General features: G+C 62.6%; 26 protein-coding genes. 17 read left to right on the top strand and 9 right to left on the bottom strand.

The window, feature by feature from the left end; all coding sequences use genetic code 11:
• Window positions 1-59 precede the first annotated feature (59 nt).
• Window positions 60-527: a copper chaperone PCu(A)C gene (locus tag CWC48_RS23745; RefSeq protein WP_099491718.1), complete on the bottom strand. Its 468-nt coding sequence runs from the start codon at window positions 525-527 to the stop codon at window positions 60-62.
• Window positions 527-1,135 carry an SCO family protein gene (locus CWC48_RS23750; protein ID WP_034106413.1) on the bottom strand — a complete coding sequence of 203 codons (609 nt, stop codon included), beginning with the start codon at window positions 1,133-1,135 and terminating at the stop codon, window positions 527-529. Before CWC48_RS23750 ends, CWC48_RS23745 begins: the two co-directional genes overlap by 1 nt.
• A 164-nt stretch (window positions 1,136-1,299) precedes the next feature.
• Between CWC48_RS23750 and CWC48_RS23755 the strand changes: the two genes are divergently transcribed.
• From CWC48_RS23755 to CWC48_RS23770, 4 genes are all read left to right on the top strand, one after another.
• Window positions 1,300-1,683, top strand: coding sequence for a DUF2946 domain-containing protein (locus tag CWC48_RS23755; RefSeq protein WP_078048844.1), 384 nt, complete (start codon window positions 1,300-1,302; stop codon window positions 1,681-1,683).
• A gap of 62 nt (window positions 1,684-1,745) precedes the next feature.
• Window positions 1,746-2,291: a putative natural product biosynthesis protein gene (locus tag CWC48_RS23760; protein WP_099491717.1), complete on the top strand. Its 546-nt coding sequence runs from the start codon at window positions 1,746-1,748 to the stop codon at window positions 2,289-2,291.
• Window positions 2,292-2,611: 320 nt separating this feature from the next.
• Window positions 2,612-3,259 carry a pyridoxamine 5'-phosphate oxidase gene (gene pdxH / locus CWC48_RS23765; RefSeq protein ID WP_078048842.1) on the top strand — a complete coding sequence of 216 codons (648 nt, stop codon included), beginning with the start codon at window positions 2,612-2,614 and terminating at the stop codon, window positions 3,257-3,259.
• Window positions 3,260-3,289: 30 nt separating this feature from the next.
• On the top strand, window positions 3,290-3,832 hold the full coding sequence (locus tag CWC48_RS23770; RefSeq protein WP_100490463.1) for a hypothetical protein: 543 nt from the start codon (window positions 3,290-3,292) through the stop codon (window positions 3,830-3,832).
• Window positions 3,833-4,001: 169 nt separating this feature from the next.
• On the opposite strand, the gene CWC48_RS23775 is transcribed toward CWC48_RS23770, so the two are convergent.
• Window positions 4,002-4,280: a hypothetical protein gene (locus CWC48_RS23775; RefSeq protein WP_099491711.1), complete on the bottom strand. Its 279-nt coding sequence runs from the start codon at window positions 4,278-4,280 to the stop codon at window positions 4,002-4,004.
• 65 nt (window positions 4,281-4,345) lie between these two features.
• Complete coding sequence (locus tag CWC48_RS23780) at window positions 4,346-4,822, bottom strand: hemerythrin domain-containing protein (protein ID WP_028616598.1); 477 nt, start codon at window positions 4,820-4,822, stop codon at window positions 4,346-4,348.
• A gap of 265 nt (window positions 4,823-5,087) precedes the next feature.
• Here CWC48_RS23780 and CWC48_RS23785 point away from each other — a divergent pair, with 265 nt between their 5' ends.
• Window positions 5,088-5,294 carry a PLDc N-terminal domain-containing protein gene (locus tag CWC48_RS23785; RefSeq protein WP_078048840.1) on the top strand — a complete coding sequence of 69 codons (207 nt, stop codon included), beginning with the start codon at window positions 5,088-5,090 and terminating at the stop codon, window positions 5,292-5,294.
• 61 nt (window positions 5,295-5,355) lie between these two features.
• Here the strand turns inward: CWC48_RS23785 and CWC48_RS23790 are convergent, their stop codons facing one another.
• Window positions 5,356-5,916: a type 1 glutamine amidotransferase domain-containing protein gene (locus CWC48_RS23790; RefSeq protein WP_078048839.1), complete on the bottom strand. Its 561-nt coding sequence runs from the start codon at window positions 5,914-5,916 to the stop codon at window positions 5,356-5,358.
• Between the two features lie 224 nt (window positions 5,917-6,140).
• Here CWC48_RS23790 and CWC48_RS23795 point away from each other — a divergent pair, with 224 nt between their 5' ends.
• From CWC48_RS23795 to CWC48_RS23805, 3 genes are read left to right on the top strand one after another with little or no spacing between them, the layout of a single operon-like run.
• Window positions 6,141-6,353, top strand: coding sequence for a hypothetical protein (locus CWC48_RS23795; RefSeq protein ID WP_078048838.1), 213 nt, complete (start codon window positions 6,141-6,143; stop codon window positions 6,351-6,353).
• Window positions 6,354-6,355: 2 nt separating this feature from the next.
• Window positions 6,356-6,787, top strand: coding sequence for a DNA methylase (locus tag CWC48_RS23800; RefSeq protein ID WP_100490464.1), 432 nt, complete (start codon window positions 6,356-6,358; stop codon window positions 6,785-6,787).
• Window positions 6,788-6,798: 11 nt separating this feature from the next.
• Window positions 6,799-7,521 (top strand): DUF72 domain-containing protein, encoded by a 723-nt coding sequence (locus CWC48_RS23805; protein WP_099491707.1) that lies wholly within the window; start codon window positions 6,799-6,801, stop codon window positions 7,519-7,521.
• On the opposite strand, the gene CWC48_RS23810 is transcribed toward CWC48_RS23805, so the two are convergent.
• On the bottom strand, window positions 7,486-8,271 hold the full coding sequence (locus tag CWC48_RS23810) for a DeoR/GlpR family DNA-binding transcription regulator (RefSeq protein WP_078048835.1): 786 nt from the start codon (window positions 8,269-8,271) through the stop codon (window positions 7,486-7,488). The two genes, CWC48_RS23805 and CWC48_RS23810, sit on opposite strands and share 36 nt — an antisense overlap.
• A 121-nt stretch (window positions 8,272-8,392) precedes the next feature.
• Here CWC48_RS23810 and CWC48_RS23815 point away from each other — a divergent pair, with 121 nt between their 5' ends.
• Complete coding sequence (locus CWC48_RS23815; protein WP_078048834.1) at window positions 8,393-9,553, top strand: alpha-hydroxy acid oxidase; 1,161 nt, start codon at window positions 8,393-8,395, stop codon at window positions 9,551-9,553.
• Between the two features lie 192 nt (window positions 9,554-9,745).
• Here CWC48_RS23815 and CWC48_RS23820 read toward each other — a convergent pair whose 3' ends face one another.
• Window positions 9,746-10,672, bottom strand: a complete 927-nt coding sequence (locus CWC48_RS23820) for an alpha/beta hydrolase (protein ID WP_100490465.1) — start codon at window positions 10,670-10,672, stop codon at window positions 9,746-9,748.
• A gap of 146 nt (window positions 10,673-10,818) precedes the next feature.
• The gene (locus CWC48_RS23825; RefSeq protein WP_100490466.1) at window positions 10,819-11,970 is read right to left on the bottom strand and encodes a diguanylate cyclase; all 1,152 of its coding nucleotides are present in this window, start codon (window positions 11,968-11,970) and stop codon (window positions 10,819-10,821) included.
• Between the two features lie 115 nt (window positions 11,971-12,085).
• Between CWC48_RS23825 and CWC48_RS23830 the strand changes: the two genes are divergently transcribed.
• The 7 genes from CWC48_RS23830 to uvrA all read left to right on the top strand — a co-directional run bounded on the left by CWC48_RS23830 (window position 12,086) and on the right by uvrA (window position 22,964).
• On the top strand, window positions 12,086-12,673 hold the full coding sequence (locus CWC48_RS23830) for an NUDIX domain-containing protein (protein WP_078048831.1): 588 nt from the start codon (window positions 12,086-12,088) through the stop codon (window positions 12,671-12,673).
• An 86-nt stretch (window positions 12,674-12,759) separates the two neighbouring features.
• Window positions 12,760-13,377 carry a transcriptional repressor LexA gene (gene lexA, locus CWC48_RS23835; protein WP_034106295.1) on the top strand — a complete coding sequence of 206 codons (618 nt, stop codon included), beginning with the start codon at window positions 12,760-12,762 and terminating at the stop codon, window positions 13,375-13,377.
• Window positions 13,377-13,991 (top strand): translesion DNA synthesis-associated protein ImuA, encoded by a 615-nt coding sequence (imuA, locus tag CWC48_RS23840; RefSeq protein WP_078048830.1) that lies wholly within the window; start codon window positions 13,377-13,379, stop codon window positions 13,989-13,991. Before lexA ends, imuA begins: the two co-directional genes overlap by 1 nt.
• A 7-nt stretch (window positions 13,992-13,998) precedes the next feature.
• On the top strand, window positions 13,999-15,411 hold the full coding sequence (locus CWC48_RS23845) for a DNA polymerase Y family protein (protein ID WP_078048829.1): 1,413 nt from the start codon (window positions 13,999-14,001) through the stop codon (window positions 15,409-15,411).
• A 127-nt stretch (window positions 15,412-15,538) separates the two neighbouring features.
• A complete protein-coding gene (locus CWC48_RS23850; protein ID WP_100490467.1) occupies window positions 15,539-18,610 on the top strand; it encodes an error-prone DNA polymerase in 3,072 nt (1,023 codons plus the stop codon).
• A gap of 125 nt (window positions 18,611-18,735) precedes the next feature.
• A complete protein-coding gene (locus tag CWC48_RS23855) occupies window positions 18,736-20,436 on the top strand; it encodes an ATP-binding protein (protein ID WP_078048827.1) in 1,701 nt (566 codons plus the stop codon).
• An 8-nt stretch (window positions 20,437-20,444) separates the two neighbouring features.
• Window positions 20,445-22,964 (top strand): excinuclease ABC subunit UvrA, encoded by a 2,520-nt coding sequence (gene uvrA / locus CWC48_RS23860; protein ID WP_078048826.1) that lies wholly within the window; start codon window positions 20,445-20,447, stop codon window positions 22,962-22,964.
• A gap of 115 nt (window positions 22,965-23,079) precedes the next feature.
• On the opposite strand, the gene tkt is transcribed toward uvrA, so the two are convergent.
• Window positions 23,080-25,143, bottom strand: a complete 2,064-nt coding sequence (gene tkt, locus CWC48_RS23865; RefSeq protein ID WP_100490468.1) for a transketolase — start codon at window positions 25,141-25,143, stop codon at window positions 23,080-23,082.
• A 175-nt stretch (window positions 25,144-25,318) separates the two neighbouring features.
• Here tkt and CWC48_RS23870 point away from each other — a divergent pair, with 175 nt between their 5' ends.
• Window positions 25,319-25,543, top strand: a complete 225-nt coding sequence (locus CWC48_RS23870; RefSeq protein WP_099491695.1) for a DUF465 domain-containing protein — start codon at window positions 25,319-25,321, stop codon at window positions 25,541-25,543.
• Window positions 25,544-25,547: the final 4 nt, after the last annotated feature.

The following is a 25,547-nucleotide window of genomic DNA, read 5'->3' on the forward strand; positions in this document are numbered from 1 at the left end:
AAGGCCGTTCACCACAACAGAACTGACAAACCTTCAGAACCCGTCAGCCACAGCCGCCCTCAATGCATCTTGCTGTGATCCATCCCATCCAGGCCACGGGCAGGCGCGGTGACTTCAATCGCCTGCTTCTCGCCCTTGGCATTTTGCACGGTCAGGGTCAGGGGGATCTGGTCGCCTTCCTTGATCTGGCGGGTCAGGCCCATCAGCATCACGTGGTAACCGTCGGGGTCGAGGGTCACGGCCTTGCCGGCAGGCAGGGCTACCGAGTCCACTGGGCCCATGCGCATCACGTCGTCCTTCATGCTCATTTCATGGATCTGCACGTCCTTGGCCACTGGCGAGGCCACGCTCAGCAACGTGCTGTCGCTATCGGCGGTGACGGTCATGAAGGCGCCGCTGGACGGCTGGCCCGGCACACTGGCGCGTACCCAGGCATCGGTGACTAGCACCTGGGCGCTGGCGTGGGCGGCGAGGCCCAGCAAGGTCATGCCGACCAGGGCGCGTTTGAGGTGTTGAACGGCAGTCATTAGCAGACCTCCATGACGGTGAGCAGGTCTTCTGCGCACTCTTTAGCAGTAAGGGATGCCTGCAGGCCCAGGCGCAGGTTGCCACGGGTATCGAACACGAAACTGGTGGCGGTGTGGGACAGGGTGTAGGTGTCGCCGGCGGGAATCTTTTCATAAAAGATCCCGAATTCCTTGGCCGCCACGGCGATTTCTTCCGGGGTGCCATACAGCGCTTCGAAGCTGGGGTCGAAGGCCTTGACGTACTTGTCGAGAATCTCGGGCGTGTCGCGTTCCGGGTCCAGGGTGATAAACACCACCTGCATGATTTCGCCGTCGCGGCCCATCAGCTTCTTGGCCTGGGCGGCGCGCGCCAGGGTGGTCGGGCACACGGCCGGGCACTGGGTGAAACCGAAGAACACCACCGGCATCAGGCCACGGTACGAGCTGAGGGTGACGGTCTCGCCGTCGGTATTCTTGAGCTTGAAGGTGCGGCCCATGATCTTGTCGCTCAAGTCCTTGCCGTACTTGAAGTTCAGCTTGGGGCTGTAGTCACAGCCGCCCAGCAGGCTGCCCAGGCCCAACAGGCCCATACCGGTCAGCACTTTGCGGCGGGTGAATAACGTACTCATCAACTGTGCATCCTGTGAAGCGCCTGCATTGCTCTGGATCAATACGTCAGGCTTTGAGGGCGCCCAGTCTACCAACCCTGGGAAGCGCACGTAATCTGCGACGTTCTGCCACAGGGGCATGCCGCGCTTCATCCTTTTGCGGCTCCGGTGGTAGAGTCGCCGCCATGAAATTGAGCCACCCCGACCGTTCCCTGATCGCCTGGGCCCTGTACTTCTGCGTGCTGATGAACCTGTTCGTCTGCGGTTTGGGGCATGGGCAGATGATGGGCGAGGCACTCAATGGCATCGGCGGGGCGTTCTGTTCGCTGGATGGCAAGCAGGCGCCACTTTCCGACAAAGGGTTGGGCAGCCCGTCTTCCAGCAACATCTCGAACTACTTTGCCTGCCCCGTCTGCAACGCTTTAACCGTTGCGCTGGTGTTTCTGGTCGGCCTGGCCTGGTTGTTGGGCCTGGAGCGCACCCCGCGACCGGCCCATGAGCGGCGCAACAAGGCGCCGCCACGCTATGCCTGGCCCTCGGCCAACCCCCGCGCTTCCCCCGCATTCTGACGTATGCCCTGGGCCTCCTGAGACCAGGAGGCGTTCCATCGTCATGAATGTGAGTGCGTGTCATGAACCACCTGTTGCCCGCAGGCGCCCGCCGCCTGGTTAGCACGGCGTCCCGTCGCCTGCACGCGGAACCCGCGCCGCCTGAGTACCCCAGCAATTGCCGCAGCTTCGTGCACCTGGATGCACGCCTGTTGCCGTATTGGCACACCCTGTTCGATATCTGCCCGGCGCTGCTCAAGCTCGACCCGCCCGAGGGCCTGAACCTGTTTCGCAGCTTTATGACCTGGGCCTATCGGCACCGGCCGCCACGGGATTGGACCTACCATTTGAACGTCTGCCGCTGGCTGCTGGGTTCGGCGTATCGGTCGCAGATCGATGCCGAACCCATCGAGGCCTTTATGGCAGCGGCGGCTGCGCGCTGGGTCGACACGGATGACACCCCGGCCCAGGGCGTGGTCCTGGCCTGGCAGGGTTCGACGGTGTTCGACTGGAAGCGCGCCGCGTTGGCGGGTGCCGAACAGCAGGCGCTGCCGGGCACGCAATGGGATTTCGCCTGGTGCCCATTAAGCGCCCGGGGCGGGTTCAGCGGCTGGTTGCCGGTGCCATGAGGTGTTGGCGACTCCACGTGTCTGCGTCGGTTACGCCGATGAATTGCCGAGCGTTGAGCGCCACGGCGGGAGTGATTGCGTTGTGGGCTTGGGTGGTGGAGAAGGGGGAGGATTTTCGGCGGGCGCGGGGCGGCTAACCCGGCGTTCTGCCGGGTTACCTACGGGTTCAAGCCTGCGTTCGGCCAGCGTGGTTGAGGGTCGCTTGAGATCAAGATCAAAAGCCTTGTGCGGCGTCATGCCGCGGTTCGGGGTTGATCGTGGTCAAGAGGTGGTGCAGTTGCAGTTCCCACACTGTGGGGAATTTCCTGGAGGACTGCGCCATGCCTTTGTCTCTTGCGCAATTGCGCCGCAACTACACGCTTTATGGTCTTCGTGATGATTGTCCGCAGGCGGATCCGTTGGTGTTGTTTGGTCAGTGGCTGGAGCAGGCACGCAAGACTGAGCTGCCGCCGGCCGAGGCTAACTGCATGGCCCTGGCGACGGTGGACAGTCAGGGGCATGCCCATTGCCGCATGCTGTTGCTCAAGGGGTTCAGTGCGCAGGGGTTTTTCTTTTTTGGCCATTACCAGAGTGCCAAGGGCCAGGAGTTGGCCGGCAATCCCCATGCCGCCATGACGTTTTTCTGGCCGGGGCTGGAACGTCAGGTGCGTGTCGAGGGGGCGGTGGTGAAGGCCGATGCCGAGCTATCGGACGATTACTTTGATGCACGTCCGGTAGCCAGTCAGTTGGGCAGTTGGGCCTCACCCCAGAGTCAGCCTCTGGTCCATCGCAATGAGTTGGAAGGGCGTTTGCGTGAGGTCACCGAGCGCTTCGCCGGGCGCCAACCGCCACGGCCCGAGCATTGGGGAGGCTACTGCCTGCAACCCCGGCGTATCGAATTCTGGCAAGGCCGTCCCGACCGTTTGCATGACCGTCTCGATTATCGCTTGCACGACGGCGTGTGGCAGCGCACGCGTCTGGCGCCGTGACAGTATTTTTCAACACCTGGAGGTTGACTCATGACCCGGTGTGACAGCGGCGAATGGCTGCCGATGGAGGAGGCCATTGACCGGTTTCTGGCCCAGTCACCGTCACCTCCGTCCACCGAAGTGATTGCGTTGACGGATGCCCTCGGGCGGGAGATGGCTGAAGACGTGTTTTCACCCCGCGACCTACCGCGCTGGGACAACAGCACCACAACCGGCTATGCCCTGCGTGCGCTTGACGTGCCTGAGCAGGGTGGATACCTGCATGTGGTTGAGCGGCTCGCTGCCGTGGATGGCAAGGATGGGTCGTTGCAGGCCGGGCACGCTGTGCCGATCGTTGCTGGCGCGCCGCTGCCGCAGGGTGCTGACACTGTGGTACCCCAGGCACGTTGCCGCGTCTACGGCCAGCGTATCTGGTGCCCACCCTTGTGCCGGGGCGAGCACGTACGCAAGCGTGGCGGGGCGTTGCAACGCGGGCAGCGCGTGGTGAGTGCGGGCATGCGCCTGCGCGGCCTGGAAATTGGCTTGCTGGCCGCTGCGGGCATTCCTAGGGTCAAGGTGTATCGGAGGGGGTGATAACCGAATCCCGGGCTGCCAGCCTTGATAGGGTGCTTCTGTTGTTTTGCGAATGCGGCCTGTTGCTCCGCGTTCGCGGCGTGGGGTGCCGAGTCACTGTATAGCCGCTGACCGCGGCACCCGGTGCAGAGGCTCGATGGCGCTCGAGCCGCCGCCTACGGATGAACCGTCAACTGCCCGACCGGGGTTTGTCTTTGCTGGGTTTATGGGTATCAGCAGGCTTGACCGGTTTGGTCGGCTGCTTGTCGGTGTCTTTGGTCTTCTTGCTACTGTCCGAAGGGCTGCTGGGGTAGGTGCCCGGCGGCAGGGCGGAACCGGCAGCGCTGTCGCCACTCAGGGCATTCGCCGAAGGTTCGGGGTTATCGCCGAATGCGGCGAAGGCAGGGCCGGTGAGCAGGGCTGACAAGCCAACGATAAGCAAGATCCTGTGGGACGATCTGGTCTTCATGACGCAATCCCCTCGCGTGATGGGTCAAGAGCCTGGCTCAGTTGCAGGCTCTGGACATGCCTCGGTCAAGCCGCCATTGGCTTGGTCGACTGCAATTTTTTATGCGCTGCTTTCATCGCTTCCATTTCAGCGCCCAATTCTTCAAGCAGTGCTTTGCCCAGCAGCTTTTTAGCCTGCGGGAACATCTCGGTTTCTTCTTCTTCGATGTGGTGCTCCAGCAACTCCTTGACCACTTTGACGCGACCGGAAAACTCCGTGGTGGAGGGCTCGGTCTGTTTCAGGTCCGGCAGCACCAGGGAGTCAACCGTGCGGTGCTCTTCCTTGGCTTCGTGGTACATGATGTCCTGTTCCTTGCCACCGGCCTTCCTGAACGCCGGGTAGAGAATTTCTTCTTCCAGTTTAGTGTGCAGGCTGATTTCCGCTTCCAGCTTGGCTAATAGCTCAGTACGTTTTTTTACCCCACGCTCGGTGGACTCACTCAACTGAGTCAGCAGGGCCTTTACGCGTTCGTGGTCAGCTTTGAGCAGGTCAATGGCATTCATGGGTGACACCTCACGGGAAACTCAGGGCGTGTCGACATGCACGCCTCGTCCAGTACAGCTGTGCATCAGTTGTACCAACTTGAGCTATTGGTAATTCACCAGGTAATTCAAGGGGCTACGAGGACGGGAGGGTTGTGGCGGTCGTGCAGGTTGCATGGTCGGTCGGGTGGGACGTTGCATTCCACCACCCCAGGCGTTTGCGCAAATTTTAATGAACCCTCGCGCCCGATGCTTGACCTAACGTATACGACCTAGGAGGTGAAGCATGGAAATTCAATATGTCTGGATCGGCTTGGCGGTGATTCTGCTGCTGCTGGAATTGTGGGCGATCAATGTCGTGCTGCGTAGTACGGGGGGCTGGGAAACAAAAGGATTGTGGTTGGTGGTGCTTATTTTTGTACCGCTACTGGGCCTGATTGCCTGGGCGATGTTCGGGCCGAAACGCGAGATGCCGGAACAGCGTAAAAGCTGAGGTCAGGGTTGACACAAAACAGGCGCCATCGAGGCGCCTGTTTTCGTTGCGCTTTAAAAAATCAGCCTGCCAGAGTCTTGGCGATGGCTTCATTGAAGGCTGGCAGATCATCCGGGGTGCGCGAGGTAATCAAGGTCCAGCCATTGGCCTTGCACTGCTTGACCTCGGCGTCGACCCATCCGGCGGCGCCGGCGTTTTCCAGGTCAATCCGCACGCTTTTGTAGGAGGTGAGGGTTTTGCCCTTGATCACGCCGGCATCGATCAGCGCCCATGGGCCGTGACAGATCGCTGCCACGGTTTTGCCCGCCTGCACGAATTCGTTGATCAGCTTCAGCGCGGCCGCATCCTGGCGCAACGTGTCGGCATTGACGGTGCCGCCGGGAATGACCAGCGCATCGAAATCGGCACCGGAAAGTTCGGACAGCTTCGCATCGGACTCCACCGTCAGGTCCTTCTCGGTGTCGCCGACGAAGGTCTGGGTGGTGCCGCCTTTGCTGGAACCGTGGGTCACGGTTGCGCCATAACCGCGCAGTGCTTCCAGGGGCTTGAGCAGTTCATCGCGCTCGATGCCGGTGTTGGAAGTGATGACCAGAATCTTCTTGCCGTTGAGGTGTGAACTCATGATCGAGTGTCTCCTGATGGGTGAGCGAAGGATGGGATATGGGAGAGTTGATCCGGCGGGGGCGGCAAAGGTTTAAATTAATTTGCGCTTATTTCCTGGGCGGTTGGCACGGGCAATTTCCTTGAACTATCCAAACCGGCAGGCCTCTGCTGCTTAAGTGCATGCCACTTTCTTTGAGAGTGCCCGCCACTCTTTGCGGGCCTTCATTTAACAGGAGACACACCATGACTGCCGACAAGACCCCAGCCCCCATCAGCTCTGAAGAAGCCCAGAAAGGTACGGAAAAACCAGCCAAGGGCCAGACCTTGGAACGCCCGAATCCGAAGACCGAAACCGTCGACAAAGTGCTGACGCCTACCTCGATCAAGGACACCGAACGCCAGACCGATGCCATCAACGAACAGGCCGCCAAGGCCGAGCGCAAGCTGGGCCACTGAGCATGGCCCGATCCATCACCGCGTCAGAGTTGGGCATCGAACTCAAGCCCGACGATGACAGTGGCCTGTTCAAGTGGTTTATCGCCAGCTTCCTCATGGGCAAGCGTATCCAGGCACCGATTGCCGCTCAGGCCTACAAGGTGATCGTGGAAGAGCAGGGCCGCGACACCGCGCGCAAGCTGCAGCACTGCACATCGCGTGAGTTGGTGGCCATGCTCGGACGCGCGCACTACGTGCGCTATGACGAAACCACCGCGCAACGTTTGCTCGACCTCAGCGCCAAGTTGAACGCCGAGTACGCCGGCAAGATCACCCACATGCGCAGTGCCAGCGAAAGCCGTGAAGCCTTCGAAAAACGCCTCGGCGAATTCGACGGTGTAGGCCCCAAGACCATCGAGATTTTCATGCGCGATGCCGCCAAGGTGCTGTTTTGACGGCCACCCTAATGGTGGGCTGTGCCGGTTGGAGTTTGCCGCGTGAATACTGGCCGGCGTTTGCCGGCGAGGGCACGCATTTGCAGCGTTATGCGTCGCGCTTCAATGCGGTGGAAATCAACAGCTCGTTCTATCGCCCGCACCAGGCGAAGACGTATGCGCGGTGGGCGCAATCGGTGCCGTCCGGCTTTCGTTTTTCGGTCAAGATGCCTAAGCGCATCACCCATGAATTACGCCTGCAAGGCTGCGAGGTCGCACTCGATGAGTTTCTCGGGCAATGCCAGCACTTGGGCGCACAACTGGGCTGTCTGCTGGTGCAATTGCCGCCTTCGCTGAGCTTTGAACCGGGTGTGGCCAGCGCATTTTTCACAGCACTGCGCGAGCGTTTCGCGGGTGCTGTGGTGCTGGAGCCACGGCACGCGAGTTGGCTTGCTGCCGAGGAATTATTGCAGGGCCTGCAGATAGGGCGAGTAGCGGCCGACCCGCCAGTGATCGAATCGGGCGATGCCCCGGCCGGTTGGCAGGGCGTGCGTTACTGGCGTCTGCATGGATCGCCGCGTATCTATCACAGTGCCTACGGGCCTGAACGGGTCCAGGCGTATGCGCATGTGTTGAGCGCCTCTGTGGAAGAGGGCATTCCCACCTGGTGCATCTTCGATAACACCGCCAGCGGCCTGGCTACCCCCGACGCGCTGTCGCTACTCGACCTCTACCCGCAGCACTTCCAACCCTAGCTGCTCATACGCCTCCACACTCGGCACATGCCACTCGGTGATCAACGTGTGAATGCGACTGCACGGCGCCACCACAAAGGGCTCAACCGCGCCGAGCTTGTCCGCCATGGTCACCGCCACCACGTGGGACGCGCTGTCGAGCAAGGCCTGCTTGACCGCCACCTCATCAAAATGCAGCGAGCTGATACCCACTTGCGGGTGCAACGCGCACACCCCCGTAAACAGCAGGTCGGCCTTGATTCCCTGGATCAGCCGCACGGTCTCATGGCCGCTGGTGGACAGCGTCGCCGGGTTGAGTTGGCCGCCGGCGAGAATCACTTTGACATCGGGATGGTCGGCCAGGGCGATGGCGATCATGGGGGACGGCGTGACCACGGTCAGGCGGATCGAGCGCGGCAATGACTGGGCGATCTGCAGGGTGGTGGAGCCGGAATCGAACAACACGATCTGGCCATCTTCCACGCGGTCGGCGGCCAGTCGTGCGAGGTGGCGCTTGGCCTCGTTGGTCTCGCCGACGCGGGTAAAGAAGTCTTTGCCAGTGTCCTTGGGCCGGGGCAGGGCGCCGCCGTGCACACGTTGCAACAGGCCAGCGGCGGCGAGTTCGCCGAGGTCACGGCGGATGGTGTCCTGGGACACGGCAAAGTGTTCTACCAACTCCGAGGCGGTCACTTTGCCGTCGCGCTCCAGCAGCAACAGGATCTTCTGTTTGCGCAAGGAAGGCAGGTCGATATCGTGATGAGTGCTGTGCATGTTTTTGCGTCATTGTGCGGGTTTATGCAAGATTAATCGCCGCGCGTTCTGAACGCAATGGCTGGTTGTGCAGCCGATGGGCGGTTACTCTCAGTGCTCAGTTCAGGGAGAGGTGACCTAGATGTCGTTGATCACAACCATCGAAGATTTACGCAAGCTTGCGCAAAAACGTGTCCCACGGATGTTCTACGACTATGCCGATTCCGGCTCCTGGACTGAGAGCACCTACCGGGCGAATGAAAGTGATTTTGCCAGCATCAAGTTCCGCCAGCGTGTCGCGCGCAATATCGATGAGCGTTCGATACGCACCCGCATGATCGGCCAGGACATGGCCATGCCGGTGGCGCTGGCGCCTACCGGATTGGCCGGCATGCAGCACGCCGATGGCGAGATTCTGACCGCCCGCGCCGCTGCCGCATTTGGCCTGCGCTACACCTTGTCGACCATGAGCATTTGCTCCCTGGAAGACATCGCCGAACATGTCGGCCAGCCGTTCTGGTTCCAGCTGTATGTGATGCGTGACCGGGCCTTCATCGAACAATTGATTGAGCGCGCCAAGGCGGCCGGCGTGGATGCATTGGTGCTGACCCTCGATTTGCAGATCCTCGGGCAACGCCACAAGGACTTGATCAACGGCCTGTCGGCGCCGCCCAAGCTGACCTTGCCCAATATCCTCAACATGGCCACCAAGCCGCGCTGGGTGATGGGGATGCTCGGCACCAAACGCCGTGGCTTTGGCAACATCGTCGGGCATGTAAAAGGCGTGGCCGACATGAGTTCGCTGTCGTCCTGGACGGCCCAGCAGTTTGACCCGCGCCTGAGCTGGGACGATGTGGAATGGATCAAGAAGTGCTGGGGCGGCAAATTGATCATCAAGGGCATCCTCGATGTGGAAGACGCGCGTCTGGCCGTGAATGCCGGTGCCGACGCATTGGTGGTGAGCAACCACGGTGGTCGTCAACTCGATGGCGCACCGTCGAGCATCAGCCAACTGCCGGCAATCGTGGCGGCGGTGGGTGAGCGCATCGAGGTATGGCTGGATGGCGGTATTCGGTCCGGCCAGGACGTGCTCAAGGCGATGGCATTGGGGGCCAAAGGCACCATGATCGGCCGGCCGCATTTGTATGGCTTGGGGGCGATGGGCGAGGCGGGTGTGACCAAGGCGCTTGACATCATCGCCCGTGAGTTGGACGTGACGATGGCGCTGTGTGGCTATAACGATATACGCGAGGTGAATCGCGAGATTTTGTTGCCGGGTACATTTCCTGAAAGCGTTTATTGAGCAAAAAAAACGTAAAAAAATAAAAAGAGTTGTCCACGAAAACCGTGGGTATCTCTGTGGATAACTTTGCGAAGCCCCGGCTGGGTTGGCGATTTAAGCAGAGGTCAATATTTGATCAACTTAAGTTTTGGCCCAGCATGGGCTGGGTTTGCGCTTGACAGCCAAGCGCGAACCCAGTGCCGAAAAGCGATTTTATGAGTCGCCGTTGCGGCCTGTGGAGTGCGTGACAATCTGCGCCGGCATCTGCGCTTGCATCAGTTTGTCCAGTGCCTGGCCATAACTGCGACCGGCCAGGCTCATGCTGTTGTTATGGCTGGCACCAGGCACCAGTAACAGGCGCTTGGGTTCCTGGGCGGCTTCAAACAGCTGCTGGCTGAAACGCGGTGGCACATAACGGTCGTCGAGGCCATGCACCACCAGCAGCGGCATATGGATATCGGCAATCTTGTCGATGGAATCGAATTTCTGCGACAGCAACCAGCGCACCGGCAACGAGGTATTGGCCACGGCGGTGGCCACATCCGCCAACGAAGTAAAGGTGGACTCGATCACCAGCCCGCGCACCGGTAACGGTGTCTGCTTGCCCAGTTCGGCCGCCAGGTCGATGGCCACCGCGCCCCCCAGGGAGTGCCCGTAGATCAAGCGTTTTTGCGGGTCGGGTTGCAGCACCTGGAAACGTTCCCACGCGATACGCGCGTCTTCATACACCGTGGTTTCTGACGGTAGCTCGCCGTGGCTCTGCCCAAAGCCGCGGTAGTCGATCGCCAGCACCGAATAGCCCAGGGCGTGTAGTTGCTCGATGCGAAACAGTTGGCCGGTCAGGTTCCAGCGCACGCCGTGCAGATACAAGATGGCCGGCGCGTCCTTGTTGTCGGCCGGGTACCACCAGCCATGAATGTTTTGCCCTGACTTGAAACTGGCGGGCTTGAGTTCGAATTCCTGCACCGCCTTGGGCAAGCCGCTGTACCAGCTGGCGGTGCCCGGCTCGATGCGAAATACCAGTTCGCGCTCCTTGTGTTGCAGCACGGCGCAGCCCACCGGCAGGCCGATGATCAACACCACCATGCACAGCATGGGAAACCAGCGCAGGCTCAGGCGCGAGAGAAAACGAGAGGACATGTAGGTTCCAGGAAAAAGGTGAAGCAGGGGTTTTACCAGATGGTTTCCCCAGGCAGGAATTAATTCGACAGTCGTTATTGGGGATTGCTTGCAAAGTGTTACAGCGCTCAACGCCAGAGGCCGCAGTGGTCAGGGCCGAGCAAGGCCTAGGCAGTCGCCAGCCTCTGTACGCGGTTGCGCCCCTGGGCCTTGGCCAGGTACAACGCCTGGTCGGCCTGGGACAGCAGATGGGAAAGGTCATGGCCGGCCTCGTCGGTGGTGACGATACCGATGCTCACACTGAGGAAACCCGGCGCCAGCAGGTCCAGGCGGGCAAACGCCTGGCGAATCCGCTCGGCCACTTCGAAGACGCCGGTTTCATCGCTGTCGGCCAGCAGGCAGGCGAACTCTTCTCCGCCGATGCGGGCGAACACGTCACCGTTGCGTAAAGCGGCCTGGGTCACCTGGCTGAAGGCGATCAGCACCTGGTCGCCCATGGGATGGCCGAAGCTGTCGTTCAGGCGCTTGAAGTGATCCAGGTCGCACAGCAACAGGGCCGCGCTTTGCTGGCGGCGGGCGCTGTCGGCCAACAGTTTTTCACCCTTGAGCATAAAGGCGCGGCGGTTGCCGATACCGGTCAGCGCATCACTGAACGCTGCCGCCTTGAAGCGCAACTCGGCACGCTCCTTGACCATCGCCAAGGTGACGTAGGCAATGCCGATGGCATACAGCATCGACTCGAACAGCATGAACGAGAAAAACGGCACGCCTTCACCGCCCGGAGCCTGGGCGCTCTTGATCGGCATGCCGGGGTCGAGAAAGGCGCGGACACCGTAAAAAAGGGTGTGCAGGAGTGTCAGCACAAGGGCCGGAAGGTAGGCCACTTCCAGCGTGTCACGCTGGCGCCACAGTTCCATGGCCGATAAAACCCCATAGCTGGCCGCCAGCACCGAATACAGCGTGACCCGTGCCGGCAGCGAGCCATAGAACTGCGGCACCAGGCACATCAGCAGCCATATTCCACACCCGGCAAAGATCCCCGGCACGCTGGGCTTGCGTTGCACAAAGGCGCGCATGGCGGTCCAGTTCATCGCCGCGCTGAGCAGCAGCATCACATTGCCGATGATCAGCGCGACAAAGTCCATGCCCACGCCGCGCACCACGATCAGCCCGGTGCCCAGCGACGCGAGCAACAACATGATGCCGAGGTAGCCCAGGGTCGGTTCACGGCCACGGCTCCACGCATGCACCGTGAGCAGGCCCATCAGGCAAAACACGAACACGGCCACTATCAAGAGCGTCGGGATGTGCAGCATCATTTCCTTGAACCTGGAGGGAGTCCTTGATGGGGCGCGATTGTAGCCGTATGTGACGCGCTTGACGCTGACCTTGCCACCGCGACATGCTCCAGCTCCTTTGAGCTAAGGCCTGACCATGGACAACAGCCCCGTTCGCATCACTGCAGAAGAGACCCTCTCGAAAAACTGGTACCTACTGAAAAAATACAGCTTCGACCTGCGCCGCCGCGACGGCAGCTGGCAAGCCCAGACCCGCGAGGTCTACGACCGGGGCAACGGCGCAACCATCCTGCTCTACAACCGCGCGCAACGCACGGTGTTGCTGATTCGCCAGTTCCGCATGCCCACCTTCGTCAATGACTACCACGGCTACCTGATCGAAGCGGCAGCCGGGCTGCTGGATAACGCCAGCCCCGAAGAACGCATTCGCCTGGAAGCGGAAGAAGAAACCGGCTACCGCGTGGGGCATGTGGAGAAGATCTACGCCGCGTTCATGAGCCCTGGGTCGGTGACGGAGCGCATTCACTTTTTCATGGGTGAGTATCAGCCGGGTGACCGTGTAGGCACTGGCGGCGGCCTGGAGGAAGAGGGCGAGGATATCGAAGTGCTGGAGCTGGGCTTTGATCAGGCATTGGCGATGGTACAGAGCGGCGAGATTGCCGATGGCAAGACCATCATGCTGTTGCAGCATCTGGAGTTGCGGATGCTCAAAGAAGGTTGGTGAGGCAGGCTTTGCCGTAGGCGCTGGCTTGCCTGCGCTGGCGCCCACCGACTGGCGGCTATTGTCAGAAATTTCCCACAGGAGTACAAATGTACTCCATGACGACTCTAACCCCACGCCGTACCGCCATCCTGACCTTTATCCGCGACCGCATCGCGCAGCAAGGGCAGCCCCCCAGCCTCGCCGAGATCGCCGAGGCGTTCGGCTTTGCCTCGCGCAGCGTGGCGCGCAAGCATGTGCTGGCATTGACCGAAGCCGGTTTTATCGAGGTCAACCCCAACCAGGCCCGGGGCATTCGGCTGCTTAATCAGCCGGCGCGTCCGGAATGGCTGGATGTGCCGGTGCTCGGTCGAGTGGCCGCCGGTTTGCCCATTGGCGCCGACGCTGAAGTGCACAGCCGTCTGCAGTTGGACCCTTCGACCTTCGCGAAAACCCCGGACTACCTGTTGCGGGTGCAGGGCGATTCCATGATCGAGGACGGCATCCTCGACGGTGATTTGGTGGGCGTACGCCGCAGTGCCGAAGCCTTGAATGGGCAGATTGTGGTGGCGCGCCTGGATGGCGAAGTGACCATCAAGCGTTTCGAACGCAGTGGCGACAGCGTGCGCCTGCTGCCGCGCAACCCCGCGTACCAACCCATCGTGGTGGGCCCCGACCAGGACCTGGCCATCGAAGGGGTGTTCTGCGGTTTGGTGAGGCAAGGTTGATGGGCGCCGTCGTTGCACTGGACACGCTGTTCAATGGCGGGCGTGTCTGGAAGGGCCGGCCCGCTGCGCCGCCGGCCAGTGTGCACCCCACCGGGCTGGCGGCGCTGGATGCAGTGCTGCCCACGGGCGGCTGGCCGGAGGCGGCCTTGAGCGAAATCCTCATGGCCAAGGAAGGGGTAGGTGAGTTGCAACTGGTGCTGCCGACCCTGGCGCGCTTATCAAAGGCCGGCGAGCGCATTGTGCTGGTGGCGCCACCTTATACACCGTACCCCCATGCCTGGCAGAACGCCGGGGTGGACCTGCGCCTGCTCTCGGTGATCCAGGCCGAGGAACGCGATGCCCTGTGGGCGGTGGAGCAATGCCTGCGTTCCGGCAGTTGCGGCGCGGTGTTGTGCTGGCCGCGCAAGGCCGATGACCGAGCGCTGCGGCGCCTGCAAGTCGCGGCGGAAACCGGACAGACCCTGGCGTTTGCCTGGCGCGCCTTGAGCGAGGCGATCAATTCATCGCCCGCGGCGTTGCGCCTGGCGGTCGAGGCCAGGCCCGCGCAGGTGCGGGTGCTCAAGTGCCGGGGCGGGCTGGCGCATCCGACGCCGATTGCCCTGGCGGGGCATTGAGGTTGCCATGCGCTGGGTGTGTATTGTCTTCCCGCAATTGGCGCTGGACGGGGTGCAGCGTGTGCACCCCGAACCGGACCAACCCCTGGCCCTGCTGGCCGGCACGCCACAGCGGCGTGTGCTGCAAACCGTCAATGACGCCGCCCGCGCCCTGGGCCTGCGCCCCGGCCAATCCCTGACCGCCGCGCATGCCCTGGCCAAGACCTTTGCCAGCGCCGAATACGACCCCGCCGAGATCGAGCGCTACCAACAATTCCTCGCCGCCTGGGCCTACCAGTTCAGCTCCCAGGTCAGCCTGTATTACCCGCGTGCCTTGTTGTTCGAGATCGAGTCGAGCCTGGGCCTGTTCGGGCCGTGGCCGCAGTTTGAAGCGCGCTTGCGCAGGGAACTGACCGAGCTGGGTTTTCGTCATCGCATCGTCGCCGCGCCCAACCCGGCAGCAGCGCGGGTGCTGGCCAATATCTACGATGGGCTGGCGGTGCAGGATGACGGCCTGATGCAGGCCCTGGCGCCGCTGCCCATCGACCGCGCCGGCCTCGACCCGCAGGCTGCTACGGCTTTGTCGCGCATGGGCCTGCGCACCCTGGCCCAGGTGCAGGCGCTGCCTCGGCATACCTTGGCGCGACGCTTTGAGGCCAGCCTGCTCAAGCACCTGGATGCACTGGCCGGGCAACGGCCATTGGCCTTGGCGTTTTATCAGCCGCCGGACCGGTTCGATGTGCGCATCGAGCTGAATTTCGATGTGCAATCCCACCAAGCGCTGCTGTTTCCCCTGCGCCGGTTGACCGGTGATCTGTCCGCCTTCCTCTGCGGCCGCGACAGTGGCGTGCAACGCTTCGACCTGCACCTGGAACATGCCCAGGCGCCGGACAGCGTGATCAAGGTCGGGCTGCTCAGCGCCGAGCGTGAAGCGGCGATGCTGTTTGAATTGGCCCGGGGGCGCCTGGAGCAGGTCCAGGTCACCTCACCGGTGCGCGGCTTTCGCCTGGTGGCCCAGGACCTGCCGGTGTTTGTGCCGCAGCGCCAGGACCTTTTCGACGACCGCCCGCAACAGACCTTGCCCTGGGAGCAATTGCGCGAGCGCCTGCGTGCCCGCCTGGGGGATGAGGCGGTGCAGGGCCTGCGCTTTCACGCTGATCACCGCCCCGAATGCGCCTGGCAAGCGGCGGCGGATAAAAACCCGTGCCCGACCCTGAATAAAGTGCAACGCCCCGGCTGGCTGCTGAACGAGCCCACATTATTGGCCGATCACGGCGTGCAGATCCTCATGGGCCCGGAACGCATCGAATCCGGCTGGTGGGACGGCGCCGATGTACGCCGCGACTACTACCTGATCCAGACCCGCGCCGGCCAGCAAGGCTGGGCCTACCGCACTCTAGGGCAGACCGATGGGCTATGGCTGCAAGGCTGGTTCTCATGAACACCACCCCCCCTTGTGGGAGCCGGCTTGCCGGCGAAAATCGCACAGGCACCGCGTTCCCTCTGGCAGCCCACGTCACCGTTAACGACCATCGCCGGCAAGCCAGCGCCTACGGGCAGTGGCGATCATGAGTTACGCCGAGCTGCACTGCCTGTCCAACTTCAGCTTCCAGCGCGGTGCGTCCAGTGCGCTGGAGCTGTTCGAGCGGGCCAAGCGCCAAGGCTATAGCGCCCTGGCGATCACCGACGAGTGCACCTTGGCCGGTATCGTGCGTGCCTGGCAGGCGGCGAAAGCGGTGGAGTTGCCGCTGATTATCGGCAGCGAGGTGCGCATCGAGAACGGCCCGAAACTGGTGTTGCTGGTAGAGGACCTCAGTGGCTACCAGCACCTGTGCCGCTTGATCACCTTGGCTCGGCGGCGTGCCGAAAAAGGCCGCTATCGCCTGCTGCGCGAGGACTTCGCGCAAACACTGCCCGGCCTGCTGGCGCTGTGGATTGCCGAGGACAGCGACACCCAGGCCGATATCCAATGGCTGCGTCGCACCTTCACCGAGCGCCTGTGGCTGGCGGTGCACTTGCACTGCGGCCAGGACGATGCGCGCCACCTGGAACAACGCCTTAACCTGGCCACCAGCCTGCACATTCCGGCGGTGGCCTGCGGTGATGTGCATATGCATGCGCGCGGCCGCCGGGCCCTGCAAGACACCATGACCGCCATCCGTCACCACGTGCCCGTGGCCGAGGCCGGCACGCGCCTGCACCCCAATGGCGAGCGCCATCTGCGCAGCCTCGACGCCCTGGCCGTGTTGTACCCGCAACGCTTGCTCGACGAGACCCAGGCCATTGCCCGTCGTTGCACCTTCGACCTCAGCCAATTGCGCTACCACTACCCACGCGAACTGGTGCCCAGCGGCCACGACGCGAAATCCTGGCTGCGCGCAGTGACCGAAGAGGGCATCGCCCAGCGCTGGCCCCAGGGTGTCGACGCCAAGACCTTGCAGCAGATCAACAAAGAATTGGTGCTGATCAGCGAGCTGGGTTACGAAAGTTATTTCCTGACGGTGCACGACATCGTGCGCTTCGCCCGCAGCCGTTCGATCCTGTGCCAGGGCCGTGGCTCGGCGGCCAACTCGGCAGTGTGCTTTGCCTTGGGCATTACCGAGATCGACCCGAGCCTGACAAACATGCTGTTCGAACGCTTCCTGTCCAAGGAGCGCAACGAACCGCCGGACATCGACGTGGACTTCGAACACGAACGCCGCGAAGAAGTGCTGCAGTACGTGTTCCAGCGCTATGGCCGCACCCGTGCGGCGTTGACGGCCGTGGTCAGCAGCTACCACGCGTCCGGCGCGGTGCGCGATGTGGCCAAGGCCCTTGGGTTGCCGCCGGACCAGATCAACGCCCTGGCCGAGTGCTGCGGGCGCTGGAGTGAAGATGCGCCGCCCTTGGAGCGGCTGCGCGAAGGCGGTTTCGACCCGCAAAGCCCCATCCTGCGCCGCGTGCTCACGCTCACCCAGCAATTGATCGGCTTTCCCCGGCACCTGTCCCAGCACCCCGGCGGCTTCGTGATTTCCGAATACCCGTTGGACACCCTGGTGCCGGTGGAAAACGCCGCCATGGCGGACCGCACCATCATCCAGTGGGACAAGGACGACCTCGACGCCGTCGGCCTGCTAAAGGTGGATATCCTCGCCCTGGGTATGCTCAGCGCGATCCGCCGCTGCTTCGATCTGCTGCGCCGCCATCGCAACCGGGACCTGGCCTTGGCGACCATCCCCAAGGAAGACCCGGCCACCTACGCGATGATCAGCAAGGCCGACACCATCGGTGTGTTCCAGATCGAGTCACGGGCGCAGATGTCGATGCTGCCCAGGCTCAAGCCGCAGACGTTCTATGACCTGGTGATCGAGGTCGCCATCGTGCGGCCCGGGCCGATCCAGGGCGGCATGGTGCACCCGTATCTGCGCCGACGTAACAAGGAAGAGGAAACCACTTATCCGTCACCCCAACTGAAGGTGGTGCTGGAGCGCACCCTGGGCATCCCGCTGTTCCAGGAGCAAGTGATGCAGATCGCCATGGTCGCCGCCGACTATGGCCCCGGCGAGGCAGACCAGTTGCGCCGCTCCATGGCTGCCTGGAAACGCCACGGTGGCCTGGAACCGCACCAGCAGCGCCTGCGTGCCGGCATGCTGAAAAATGGCTACAGCGAAGCCTTTGCCGCGCAGATCTTCGAGCAGATCAAGGGCTTCGGCAGCTATGGTTTCCCCGAATCCCACGCGGCCAGTTTCGCCTTGCTGACCTACGCCAGTTGCTGGCTCAAGTGCCATGAACCGGCAGCCTTCGCCTGCGCGCTGATCAACAGTTGGCCCATGGGTTTCTACAGCCCCGACCAGATCCTGCAGGATGCGCGGCGCCATGGTTTGCAGATCCGGCCGGTGGATGTGCTGGCCAGCGACTGGGATTGCAGCCTTGAGCCCATCGACGGTGCGCAGCCGGCGATTCGCCTGGGCCTGCGCATGATCTCGGGGTTTCGCGAAGAGGATGGACGGCGCATCGAGGCCGCGCGCCAGCACCGTGCGTTCAGCGACATTGCCGACCTCGACGATCGCGCCGGGCTGGAGGCGCGCGCCCAGGCCTTGCTCGCGGATGCCGGTGCCTTGCGCTCCCTGGCCGGCAACCGGCACACCGCCCGTTGGGAAGTGGCCGGCGTGCACAAGCAACTCGGACTGTTTGCCGGCCTGCCCAGCCCGGACGAAGCCGTGGTGGCGTTACCGGCACCCACGGTGGGCGAAGACCTGCACGCCGACTACGCCACGCTCGGCACGACGCTGGGTCCGCATCCCCTGGCGTTGTTACGCGCCGAACTGCGCAAGCGACGCTGCCGCAGTTCCCGGGAGCTGATGCAGGTCGAGCATGGGCGCAATGTCAGCGTCGCCGGGTTGGTGACGGGCCGGCAGCGTCCAGGCACGGCGAGCGGGGTGACCTTCGTGACCCTGGAAGATGAGTTCGGCAACCTCAATGTGGTGGTCTGGCGCGACCTCGCCGAGCGTCAGCGCCAAGCGCTGGTAGGGTCGCGGCTGTTGAAGGTGGATGGGCGCTGGGAGGCGGTGGGCGAGGTGCGGCATCTGATTGCCGGGCGTTTGACCGACCTGACCGCGCTGCTGGAAGGCATCCATGTGCGCAGTCGGGATTTCCACTGACGGGGTCTTGCGGCTGCTGTGCCGGATAAGCTATATGCAAATGAAACGATTCATTGCGGCCAGGCTCCAACGCTTTACAGTGGAACAGCGCTCCCCAACAACGCTATCGTCGCCAAGAGCCCAACATGCAATTTTTATCCAATACCCACGGCTGCGAAGGCTGGGGCGGTGAAATGGCCCAGCGGATTCGCGCCTTCGACTGGTCGACCACCGAGTTGGGTCCGATCGACAAGTGGCCCTGCAGCCTGAGCAGCGCGGTGCAAATGCTGCTGGCTTCCCCCATGCCCATGGTGATGCTGTGGGGGTCGGTGGGGTACATGATCTACAACGACAGTTACTCCGTGTTTGCCGGCGGTCGCCACCCGTACCTGCTGGGCAAGCCTGTGGAACTGGGCTGGCCGGAAGTCGCCGATTTCAACCGCAATGTGCTGGATACCTGCCTGGCCGGGGGAACGTTGTCGTACCGCAATTTTCCATTGGAATTGTTGCGCAACGGCCAGCCGGAAGAAGTCTGGATGGACCTTTCCTACAGCCCAGTGGCCGACGATCACCATCAACCCGCCGGGGTCCTGGTGATCGTCACCGAGACTACCGAGCACGTGAAGTCCGAACGGGTGCGCCAGGAGCTGACGCACAACCTCGAACAACGGGTGGCCGAGGAAGTGCATGCACGTTCCACCGCCGAAGCCCAGCTGCGCCAGTCGCAGAAGCTCGAGGCCATCGGCGGCCTTACGGGTGGCGTGGCCCACGACTTCAATAACCTGTTGCAAGTGATCGCCGGCAACCTGCACCTGCTGTCGCGCCATGAACCGGATAACCCCCAGGTGCAGCGCCGGGTCGCCGCCGCCATCGCGGCAGTGGAGCGCGGCGCCAAGCTGTCGTCACAGCTGCTCGCGTTCGCGCGCCGCCAACCCTTGTCGCCAGCGGTGTACAACCCGCAACGTATCTACGCAGGCCTCGGCGAATTGCTGCAGCGAGCGCTGGGCGAAACCATTCGCCTCGATGTGCAGTTGCCCCAGGACTCCTGGTGCATCAACGTCGACCGCAACCAATTGGAAAACGCGCTGCTCAACCTGGCGATCAATGCCCGGGATGCCATGTTCGGTGAAGGCGTGATTCGCATCACTGGCGATAACATCATCCTCAACCCTGACGATTGCGTGGGTAAAAGCATCAAGCCTGGCGAGTATGTGCGGCTGGCGGTCACCGATATCGGTGTGGGGATGTCGCCGGCGGTCCTGGCGCGGGTGTTCGAGCCGTTTTTCACCACCAAGCGCAATGGTCACGGCACTGGCCTTGGCCTGAGCATGGTGTTTGGCTTCGTGCGCCAAAGCGGTGGGCATGTCGAGCTGTGGAGCGAGGAAGGCAAGGGCACGGTGGTGCAGATGTACTTCCCGCGCAGCCTCGGCGAAGAGGTCGAGGAAACCCACGGTGAGTCAGCGCTGCATGCCGCGGGCCACGAGACCATCCTGGTGGTTGAAGACAACGAAGACGTGCGCTGCACCGTCGTCGAACTGCTGGAGCAGTCGGGCTATACCGTGCTCACGGCCGAAGACGGTGACCGCGCGATGCATATGCTGAAGGCGGGCGTGAAACCGGAGCTGATCTTCACCGACGTGGTAATGCCCGGCCGCATCAAGAGCACGGACCTGGCCGCCTGGGCCCGTGAGCAAACCCCGCCGGTGGCGGTGCTGTTCACCTCCGGCCACACCCGCGACATTCTCTCCAGCAACCACCTGCTGAGCCCCGACATTCATCTGCTGAGCAAGCCCTACAGTCCCGAAGCCCTGGCGCAACGGGTCCGCAGCGTGCTCTGCGCCCGATAAGGTTGCACATGACTTCACAGCGCACTCTCCCCCCGATCACTGCCCAGCAGCACGGCTTTGTCCGTGTGCGCGGCGCCCGCGAACACAACCTGCGCAACGTCGATGTGGACATCCCCCGGGACGCCCTGGTGGTGTTCACCGGAGTGTCGGGTTCCGGCAAATCGTCCCTGGCGTTTTCCACGGTGTATGCCGAGGCGCAGCGGCGTTATTTCGAGTCGGTGGCGCCGTATGCGCGGCGGCTGATCGACCAGGTCGGGGTGCCCGACGTGGACAGCATCGAAGGCCTGCCGCCCGCAGTAGCCCTGCAACAGCAACGCGGCACGCCGAGTGCGCGCTCGTCGGTGGGCAGCGTGACCACCTTGTCGAGCCTGATCCGCATGCTGTATTCCCGCGCCGGCAGTTATCCGCCGGGGCAGGCGATGCTGTATGCCGAGGACTTCTCACCGAACCTGCCTCAAGGTGCCTGCCCGCAGTGCCATGGCCTGGGCCGTGTGTATGAGGTGACCGAGGCGCTGATGGTGCCGGATCCGTCCCTGACCATTCGCCAGCGTGCGGTGGCCTCCTGGCCGCTGGCATGGCAAGGCCAGAACCAGCGCGACATCCTGGTGACCCTGGGCTATGACGTGGACATTCCCTGGCGCGACCTGCCAAAAAAGCAGCGCGACTGGATCCTGTTTACCGAAGAAACCCCCACCGTCCCGGTGTACGCCGGCTTTACCCCGGCACAGACCCGCGATGCGTTGAAACGCAAGGTGGAGCCGAGTTACCAAGGCACGTTCGTCGGCGCGCGGCGCTACATCCTGCACACCTTCACCCACACCCAAAGCGCACTGATGAAAAAGCGCGTCTCGCAGTTCATGCAGGGCAGCGCCTGCCCGCTGTGCGACGGTAAGCGCCTGACCAAGGCGGCACTGTCGGTGAAGTTTGCCGGAGTGGACATTGGTGAGTTGTCGCAACTGTCGTTGGCGCAGTTGGCCGAACTGCTGCGGCCCGTGGCGGCGGGGCAGGACAAGATGAAACTGTCCGTGGAAAAACGCCTGGCCGCGCAGCGCATCGCCCAAGACCTGCTTGAGCGGGTCAGCACCTTGACCGAGTTGGGGCTGGGTTATCTGTCCCTGGAACGCAGTACGCCGACCTTGTCATCCGGGGAGCTACAGCGGCTGCGCCTGGCCACGCAGCTGGGCTCGCAGTTGTTCGGTGTGATCTACGTGCTGGATGAACCCTCGGCAGGCTTGCACCCTGCGGATGGCGAAGCATTGTTCACTGCGCTGGACCGCTTGAAAGCGGCGGGCAACTCGCTGTTTGTGGTGGAGCATGACCTGGAAACCATGCGCCGCGCCGACTGGCTGATCGATGTCGGCCCGGCAGCTGGCGAGCACGGTGGGCAAGTGCTGTACAGCGGTCCGCCTGCGGGGCTGGCGCAGGTGGAGGCGTCGCAGACACGTGAGTACCTGTTCGCTGAACAACGCGTGGCGAATCACCCGCGTCGCGAGCCCACGGGCTGGCTGAAACTGGAAGGGGTAACGCGCAATAACCTCGACGACCTGAGCGTCGATTTCCCACTCGGCTGCTTTACGGCGGTCACCGGGATTTCTGGCTCGGGCAAGTCCAGCCTGGTCAGCCAGGCGCTGTTGGAATTGGTGGGCGCTGGCCTTGGGCGCGTGCTGGAAAATGACGAAGAACCGAGCCTGGAGGACGACGCGCCGCAAACCAGCGGCGGGCGGATCAGCGCCGGGCTCGAACACATACGTCGCCTGGTGCAGGTGGACCAGAAACCTATTGGCCGCACGCCGCGCTCCAACCTGGCGACCTATACCGGGCTGTTCGACAACGTGCGCAAACTGTTCGCAGCCACGCCGGCAGCGAAGAAGCGTCACTACGATGCCGGGCAGTTCTCCTTCAACGTTGCCAAGGGCCGTTGCCCGAATTGCGAGGGTGAGGGCTTTGTCAGTGTCGAATTGCTGTTCATGCCCAGCGTGTACGCGCCATGCCCGACCTGTCATGGAGCGCGCTACAACCCCGAGACCCTGGCGATCAAATGGCAAGGCCTGAGTATCGCCCAAGTGCTGGGGCTGACAGTGGAGCAGGCCGTGGACGTGTTTGCCGAGCAGCCTGGCGTGCTGCGTTCACTGCAGGTGCTGCGGGACATCGGCCTGGGGTATCTGCGCCTGGGCCAGCCGGCGACCGAGTTATCGGGTGGCGAAGCGCAGCGGATCAAACTGGCGACCGAGCTGCAACGCAATGCACGGGGCGCCACCTTGTATGTACTGGATGAGCCCACCACCGGCTTGCATCCGCGCGACGTCGACCGCTTGCTCAGCCAGTTGAACCACTTGGTGGACGCGGGGCATACGGTGGTTGTGGTGGAGCATGAGATGCGCGTGGTGGCGCAGAGTGACTGGGTGATCGATATTGGGCCGGGGGCCGGGGATCTGGGGGGGAAGGTGGTGGTCAGCGGCACGCCGCAGAAGGTTGCGACGAGCAAGAAAAGCCGGACGGCGCCGTTCCTCGCCAAGGAATTGATCTAACCGCCAACACCGAACAAGTGTGGGAGCGGGCTTGCTCGCGAATACGGAGTATCAGGCGACAAAAATATCGACTGATCTACCGATTTCGCGAGCAAGCCCGCTCCCACATTGTGACTCACTGTTGATTCAGTTGGATCTGCGCTTTCGCCTGCTTCACTACGTTTTCCACGGTAAACCCGAACTTCTCCTGCAACTTGGCCAGCGGCGCCGACGCGCCGAAGCTGTTCATCACGACCTTGGCGCCGGTCTGGCCCACGTACCGGTCCCAGCCCAACGGGCCTGCCTGTTCCACCACTACCCGCGCCTTCACCGCTGGCGGCAGCACGCTGTCGCGGTAGGCCTGGTCCTGGTCTTCAAACAATTCCCAGCTGGGCATGGACACCACCTGCGCGGCAAAGCCCTCTTGGGTCAGTTGCTCATAAGCCGCAACGGCCAGGCCGACTTCGCTGCCGGTCGCCAGCAGAATCACCTTGGGCTCGTCGGCACCCGCCAACACATAAGCGCCCTTGGCCGCACCGGACGCCGGCGCGTATTGGCTGCGATCCAGTGTCGGCAACGGTTGGCGCGACAACACCACGCAACTCGGCCGATGGGTTTGCGCCAGGGCCACCTTCCACAGCTCCAGGGTTTCATTCGCGTCACCCGGTCGCAGCGTCAGCAACCCTGGGGTCGCACGCAACTGCGTGAGGTGCTCGATCGGCTGGTGCGTCGGCCCATCTTCGCCCACGCCAATCGAGTCATGGGTGAACACAAACACCACCGGCAACTCCATGATTGCCGCCAGGCGGATCGGCGGTTTCATGTAGTCGCTGAACACCAGGAAGGTCGAGGTATAGGGCCGCAGGTACGACAGCGCCATGCCATTGGCAATCGCGCCCATGGCGTGTTCACGGATACCGAAGTGCAGATTGCGCCCGCTGTAGTCGTCGGCACTGAAACGCCCGGCACCGTCAAAGGTGAGGTTGGTCTTGGTCGACGGTGACAGGTCGGCCGAGCCGCCCAGCAGCCAGGGGATCTGTTCGGCAAACGCATTCAGCACCTTGCCGCCGGCGGCACGACTGGCGATGCCCTTGGCGTCGGTATCGAAATCCGGTAGGTGTTTCTGCCAGTGCTCCGGCATTTCCCCGGCACGCATACGCCTCAATTCATCGGCCAATTCCGGTTCGTACTGTTCCAACTGGGACAGGTGCTCGCTCCACTTTTCATACAGCGGCTCGCTGCGTTCAAGCAAAACATCATGCAATTGCGTGCGCACATCATCGGGCACCAGGAAGCTGGAATCCTCGGGCCAACCATAGGCTGCCTTGGTCAGGCGAATTTCCTCTTCGCCCAGGGGCTCGCCATGGGCGGCGGCCGTGTTGTGTTTGTGCGGGGAGCCGTAGCCGATCACGCTGTCGACCACAATCAGGGTGGGCGCGCCGCGGTTGCAATGAAACGCCTCCAAGGCGTTGCTCAGGGCTTGCAAGTCGTTGGCATCGGTCACGTGCAGGGTGTGCCACCCATACGCCTGGAAGCGCTTGATCACATCTTCGCTGAACGCCAGCTCAGTGTGGCCTTCGATGCTGATGGTGTTGTTGTCATATATCCAGCACAACTTGTCCAGTTTCAAATGCCCGGCCATGGACGCCGCTTCGCCGCTGATGCCCTCCATCATGTCACCGTCGCCGCACAGGGTGTAGACGTTGTAGTCGAACAGGGTTTTTTCTTCGCGGTTGAAGCGCTTGGCCAGCCAACGCTCGGCCATCGCCATGCCGACGCTGTTGGCACAGCCCTGGCCGAGCGGGCCGGTGGTGGTCTCCACCCCAGTGGTCATACGGTATTCGGGGTGGCCCGGGGTTTTGGAGCCCGCTTGGCGAAACTGCTTGATATCGTCCAGGCTGACAGCGGCCTGACCGGTGCGCTTGCCGTCGGCATCCAGTTCCACCACACCGGCCAGGTGCAGCAGCGAATACAGCAACATCGAGGCATGGCCGACGGACAGCACAAACCGATCACGGCTGGGCCAGTCGGGATGTTGCGGGTGATAACGCAGGAAACGACTCCACAGCGTATAACCCACCGGCGCCAGGCCCATGGGCGTGCCCGGATGGCCGGAATTGGCCTTCTGCACGGCGTCCATGGCCAGGGTGCGGATCGTGTTGATGCATTGGGTGTCGACAGCGGTGGCAGCATGAGTCATGAAACCGGTCTCCCTCGGGTGGCTATCTAGAGTGGAGGGCAGGGCGCGGCAAAGGTTTGATCCAAACGCCTGCGCCGCGACGAACGGGGCCTTATTGACCCCGGACATGACAAGACCCCTCGCAATGGTCTAGCTTCTAGGGCGTAAGCCATTGATCAACTTGCGGAGGTACGCCATGCCAGTGAAACACGACCTGTATCAGGACTTGGGGTTGAGCAAGGAAGTCGTTCACGAACGCAGGGCCAATGACAAACGCCTGGACTCGCTGCTCACGCAGTACGACGACGCGGACAAGGAAGTGCTGAAGGCGGAATCGGCAAGCGCCGGCGATGAAGAGGTGGAGAAGCTGAAGAAGAAACGCTTGTTGATCAAAGACGAGATTGTGGCGAAGTTGGAGTAGGCCA

Source organism: Pseudomonas sp. S10E 269, assembly GCF_002798465.1.
GTDB classification, from domain to species: Bacteria; Pseudomonadota; Gammaproteobacteria; order Pseudomonadales; family Pseudomonadaceae; genus Aquipseudomonas; species Aquipseudomonas pergaminensis.